Below are 5,929 nucleotides of genomic sequence, written 5' to 3' on the forward strand. Positions count from 1 at the left end.
TGGACATCACTGATTATGCTGCCCTGGACACTGAAATTCCTTTGGAGTCCGTTCTTGGAGATGTTCAAAACGAAGAAATTCTTTGTAGTGTTGACACAACTGATTACCGGGGCAGGCTTTGCCCTGGTAGCGTTGGCGTTGCATCTTCCGGCTTTCTTTGCTGTATGTATTGCTTTACTGGCGATTATTGCTTTCAGCGGGGCAACGCATGATGTTGCGACCGATGGTGTTTATATGTCAGAATTGAATAAGCAGGATCAGGCTAAATATATCGGTTGGCAAGGTGCTTTCTATAATATTGCTAAGATTGTCGCATCCGGTGGGTTGGTTTGGTTGGCAGGGTGGTTGTTGAAACACTATGGGGGAGTTCCGGGAGTGGAGGAGACTGTTCGTCATGAGGCTACTGTGCAGGCTTGGATGACGGTTATGTTCATTCTGGCTGCTGTAATGGTATTGCTGGGAGTGTATCACATGCGTATGTTGCCTTCGGGAGGCACTGCTGCCACGGGCACGACATCCGGCAAGGAAACCTGGAACCGGTTGGTGGAAGTTATCCGGAACTTCTTTCAGAAGAAACATATCTGGTATTACATTACTTTCATCATTCTTTATCGTTTGGCCGAAGGCTTTGTCATGAAGATAGTGCCGTTGTTTCTGAAGGCGGAACGTTCAGTCGGTGGTCTGGGACTGGGAGAACAGGAGATAGGTTTGTACTATGGTACTTATGGGGCGGCTGCATTTGTGCTGGGTTCCCTGTTGGCCGGCTATTATATATCTCACAGAGGGTTGAGTCGCACGCTGTTTTCGCTGTGCTGCATTTTCAATCTTCCGTTTCTGGCTTATACGCTACTGGCCATTTATCAGCCGGAGAACGGCATGTTGATAGGCGGTGCCATTGTGCTTGAATATTTCGGTTATGGTTTCGGATTCGTAGGTTTGTCGCTGTTTATGATGCAGCAAGTGGCACCCGGTAAGCACCAGATGGCTCATTATGCTTTTGCTTCAGGCATCATGAATCTGGGTGTGATGTTGCCGGGTTCTATCAGTGGCTTTGTCAGTAACGCGTTGGGATATAAGACATTCTTCATCTTCACGATGTTTGCTACTATTCCGGCATTCCTGATAACGTATTTTGTGCCGTTTACCTATCCGGATGAAAAGAAAAAATGATATTATTAACAATATAAATAAGAAGAATTATGGACAGTAAAATTATAATGCCTTGGGAAGAACGTCCTGAAGGTTGCTCAGATGTCATGTGGCGCTATTCTAAGAACCCGGTTATCGGGCGTTACCACATTCCGAGTTCCAACAGTATTTTCAACAGTGCGGTAGTTCCGTTCGGAGATGGGTTTGCCGGTGTGTTCCGTTGTGACAATAAGTCGGTGCAGATGAATATCTTTGCGGGCTTTAGTAAAGACGGAATCAATTGGGAGATAAATCACGAGCCCATCAGCTTTAAGGCGGGGAATACGGAGATGATAGAGTCCGAGTATAAATATGATCCGCGTGTCACCTGGATTGAAGATCGTTATTGGATTACTTGGTGCAATGGTTACCACGGACCTACAATTGGTATCGGTTATACATTCGACTTCAAAGAATTCTTCCAGTGCGAAAATGCCTTTTTGCCTTTTAACCGCAATGGGGTACTTTTTCCGCAGAAGATAGATGGTAAATATGCTATGTTGAGTCGTCCGAGCGACAACGGTCATACACCGTTTGGAGATATTTACATCAGTTACAGTCCGGATATGAAATATTGGGGGGAACACCGTTGTGTGATGAAAGTTACCCCTTTCCCCGAAAGTGCATGGCAGTGTACGAAGATAGGGGCAGGTTCTGTTCCGTTCCTTACTGAAGAGGGCTGGTTGATATTCTATCATGGGGTTATTACTACCTGCAACGGTTTCCGCTATTCCATGGGAGCAGCCATTCTTGATAAAGAGAATCCTGCCAAAGTGTTATATCGTACCCGTCCGTATCTGCTTGCACCTGCTGCTCCTTATGAATTGCAGGGAGATGTGCCCAATGTAGTATTTCCTTGCGCCTCTTTGCAGGATGGAGATAAAGTAGCTGTATATTATGGCGCTGCTGATACAGTTGTTGGCATGGCCTTTGGCTATATTTCGGAAATCATAGAATTTACGAAGAAAAACAGCATTGTATAGTTAATCCCTTAAAGAATCAGTCGACTATGAAACGTATTTTATTGGCTTACACACTTTCTGCCCTTTGTCTGCTTCCGGCGTTTGCCGGAGGTGGAGAGGGGGCTTTACCTATAAGCTATGTCAATCCTTTCATCGGTACTACCAACTTTGGAACTACGAATCCGGGAGCGGTTTGTCCTAATGGAATGATGTCCGTGGTCCCCTTCAATGTGATGGGATCGGAAGATAATAAGTATGATAAAGATGCTCGTTGGTGGTCTACTCCTTACGAGTATCACAATTGTTTTTTCACCGGCTATTCGCATGTCAATCTGAGTGGTGTAGGGTGTCCCGAACTGGGATCTTTATTGCTGATGCCTACTACGGGTGAATTGTCCGTAGATTATAAAGAGTATGGAAGTCGTTATAAAGATGAACAGGCTTCTCCGGGATATTACAGTAATTTCCTCACTCGCTATAATGTAAAGACTGAGGTGTCTGCCACTCCCCGCACGGGTGTTTCACGTTTTACGTTTCCTGCCGGACAGAGTCATGTATTACTGAATTTGGGTGAAGGACTGACGAATGAAACCGGTGCTTTCTTGAAACAGGTGAGCGACACCGAATTTGAAGGTATGAAATTATTGGGAACTTTCTGCTATAACCCCCAGGCGGTATTTCCCATTTATTTTGTAATGCGTGTCAACAAGCAACCGGCATCCAGCGGTTATTGGAAAAAGCAGCGTCCCATGACCGGAGTGGAAGCTGAATGGGATCCTGACAACGGACGCTACAAACTTTATACCCGTTATCGTAAGGAAATAGCCGGAGATGATATCGGTGCTTTTCTTACTTTCAACACGACGGAAGATGAACAGATCGAAGTGCAAATGGGAGTTTCTTTTGTAAGCATTGAGAATGCCCGTTTGAATCTGGATACAGAGCAAAGTGGAAAGAATTTCAGTCAGGTATTGGCTGATGCCCGTATGCGTTGGAATGAGGATCTTTCGCGTATCCTTGTCGAAGGCGGAACGGAAGAACAGAAAACTGTCTTTTATACTGCTCTTTACCATACATTGATACATCCCAATATCCTGCAAGATGTCAATGGTCAGTATCCCGCCATGGAAAGTGATCAGATTCTGACAACAAAGGGAGAGCGTTACACTGTTTTCTCGCTTTGGGATACGTATCGTAATGTTCACCAACTCCTTACGTTGGTTTATCCCGAACGTCAGTTACAAATGGTGCGTTCCATGCTCGATATGTATCGCGAACATGGTTGGCTGCCCAAATGGGAACTCTACGGACGTGAAACGTTGACTATGGAGGGTGACCCGTCTATTCCTGTCATCGTTGATACCTGGTTGAAAGGATTACGTGATTTTGATATCGATCTGGCTTATGAAGCTATGTATAAATCTGCCACTTTGCCCGGTGCCGAGAATTTGCTAAGGCCGGATAATGATGATTATATGTCATTAGGATATGTTCCTTTGCGTGAACAGTACGATAATTCAGTTTCTCATGCATTGGAGTATTATATTGCGGATTATTCTCTTTCCCTGCTGGCGGATGCATTGGGTAAACGGGCAGCGGAACAGGGTAAAAAAGCAGAAGCGCGGAAATATCAGGCTGATGCCTGTCTTTTTTATAACCGTTCATTGGGATATAAACACTACTATAGTAAGGAATTTGGTACTTTCCGTCCCATTCTGCCTGACGGTCAGTTTTATTCACCTTTCAATCCGAGACAGGGAGAGAATTTTGAACCGAATCCCGGTTTTCATGAAGGATGTGCCTGGAATTACAGTTTCTATGTTCCTCACGATGTGAAAGGGCTTGCCCGTCTCATGGGTGGACAGAAACCTTTCATTGAAAAACTTCAGCGTGTCTTTGACGATGGTCTCTATGATCCCGCCAATGAACCCGACATTGCTTATGCTCATCTCTTTTCTTATTTCAAGGGTGAAGAATGGCGTACGCAAAAAGAGACTCAAAGGCTTTTGCAGAAGTATTTTAAAAATGCTCCCGATGGTATTCCCGGTAATGATGATACCGGTACCATGTCTACCTGGGCCATCTTTAACATGATAGGATTTTACCCCGACTGTCCTGGTGATCCGTATTATACCCTTACTACGCCTGTATTCGACAAGGTGGTGATTCGTCTTGACTCTGATACTTGGGGAAGCGATAAGCTGGTGATAGAAACTGGGCGCCCTTCAACAGAGTCCTTATACATTCGTGAGATGGAGTTAGGAGGGAAGAAATTATCCCGCTACCGCATCAGTCATGAAGAACTGGTAAAAGGTGGAGTGCTGAGATTTATACTTCGATAGTATAAAGAAGAGAAGATAAAAACAACTTTGATCAAAAAAACGGGTGATCACAAACCACTTGCGATCACCCGATATTTTCATTGTTTTCGTGTTTAGGTAATGTTAGTAAAGAGAGAATTTATAGTATTTTATTTCATAGGTTCCACTGTATAACCTTTTTCTTTCAATAGCTTCAATACCCCATTTGTTCCTGGCAGATGTCCTGCACCCACTACAAAGAGAGTAGGGATTTCTTTCATGATTGAAGGCATCTTCTCAATCCAGGCTTTGTTGCGGTTGTCTAACAGATCTTCCATTTCTCCCGGTTGAGGGTCACAAGAGTTGCCGTCACGCTCTTCCATCAGTTTCAACATTTCGTCCAGGTTTTGAGCTTTATAGGCATTGTTCAGGCGTTTGGTTTGATCCATAGCTTTATCGATGTCACTTACTAAACAGTAAAGCAGGTTTGCCTGGCGTTGCAATGTCTGACTATTGAGCAGTACGTTGATTTGTGATATCGGAGTTTCCAAACCGCCTACTTTCTTGCCACTCTGTATAGCTTGTTGTTGGAAGTAAGTATCCAGTTGTTCTTGTGGATTGAAACCACCCAAATGCTTCATACATAAAATAAGAGTCAATTGCTGGGTGATGAAAGCCGGTTTCATTTTAGCTAACATGGCAATATCCGCCATCAGGTTTTCTTTTACAGCCTTACCTACTAACTCATATTGTTCGGGGGTGAAGAGAACTTGAAGAGTCGTGTCTCCCGCCATCATCATGTTTTGCTGCATCGTTTGCATGAATTCAGGAGACATTGCTTCGGACATAACTACTTCTCCATATACTTGTGAAGTACCGTCTACTGCCTGTGGCAAGCCGGCAATGCTGTCTTTTATGCTTAGCGGAGCTAAATGGTGCGTTCCTAAAATATATGAGGGCTTTTCCAGGCCGTTACCGGATATTTTCCAGAGTAACTGCGCATTGGCATTCAGTGCGATGCCGATAAAAAGGAGAATACCTAAAATCTTTTTCATTATTTTTCTATTTAAAGTTCATTTGAATATTGCTTATTATTTTACTCGTCCTCCGCGAAGCCAGTATTGCGTGTAGTATTGCTCGTTGAGACTGCTGACAATAACTCCTTTACTTGTGCTGGCATGTATGAATTTCCCATTTTTAAGATAGATACCCACATGGGCCACTCTTTTCTTGGACGCACGACTGGTGAAAAACACCAAATCTCCCTCACGCAGGTTGCGACGGGAGACTTTATTGCTTTCTTTGAGTTGTTCATCGGTGCTTCTGGATAAACGGATGTTGTATACCTGCTTATAGAGTTGTGATACCAGTCCGGAACAATCTGTTCCGCGTTTGTTGTCACCGCCTGCGCGGTAGGGGACACCTATCCACTCCGCAGAGGCTATGTACAATTTGTGGTTATCTTCCTTATTTATGTCT

Annotated in this window: 5 protein-coding genes; 3 read left to right on the top strand and 2 right to left on the bottom strand. The window is 44.2% G+C overall.

What is annotated here, in order from left to right; genetic code table 11:
* The 3 genes from BACCELL_RS15105 to BACCELL_RS15115 all read left to right on the top strand — a co-directional run.
* Window positions 1-1,170: MFS transporter (locus tag BACCELL_RS15105; RefSeq protein WP_007212741.1), on the top strand; the 1,170-nt coding region annotated here is incomplete at its 5' end.
* A 29-nt stretch (window positions 1,171-1,199) separates the two neighbouring features.
* Entirely contained in the window at window positions 1,200-2,171 is a 972-nt protein-coding gene (locus BACCELL_RS15110; protein ID WP_007212742.1) for a glycoside hydrolase family 130 protein, read from the top strand.
* 26 nt (window positions 2,172-2,197) lie between these two features.
* The gene (locus tag BACCELL_RS15115) at window positions 2,198-4,492 is read left to right on the top strand and encodes a GH92 family glycosyl hydrolase (protein WP_007212743.1); all 2,295 of its coding nucleotides are present in this window, start codon (window positions 2,198-2,200) and stop codon (window positions 4,490-4,492) included.
* A gap of 128 nt (window positions 4,493-4,620) precedes the next feature.
* On the opposite strand, the gene BACCELL_RS15120 is transcribed toward BACCELL_RS15115, so the two are convergent.
* Window positions 4,621-5,505: a TraB/GumN family protein gene (locus tag BACCELL_RS15120; RefSeq protein WP_007212744.1), complete on the bottom strand. Its 885-nt coding sequence runs from the start codon at window positions 5,503-5,505 to the stop codon at window positions 4,621-4,623.
* 36 nt (window positions 5,506-5,541) lie between these two features.
* Window positions 5,542-5,929, bottom strand: a 388-nt coding sequence (locus tag BACCELL_RS15125; RefSeq protein WP_007212745.1) for a C40 family peptidase, incomplete at its 5' end; no start/stop codon positions are given.

It is taken from the genome of Bacteroides cellulosilyticus DSM 14838 (assembly GCF_000158035.1).
In the GTDB taxonomy this organism is placed as follows: Bacteria; Bacteroidota; Bacteroidia; order Bacteroidales; family Bacteroidaceae; genus Bacteroides; species Bacteroides cellulosilyticus.

Bases quoted from the DNA above. Each gene is read 5' to 3' on its own strand.
- BACCELL_RS15110 (WP_007212742.1), top strand. From the start codon at position 1,200: ATGGACAGTAAAATTATAATGCCTTGGGAAGAACGTCCTGAAGGTTGC.
- BACCELL_RS15115 (WP_007212743.1), top strand. From the start codon at position 2,198: ATGAAACGTATTTTATTGGCTTACACACTTTCTGCCCTTTGTCTGCTT.
- BACCELL_RS15120 (WP_007212744.1), bottom strand. From the start codon at position 5,505: ATGAAAAAGATTTTAGGTATTCTCCTTTTTATCGGCATCGCACTGAAT.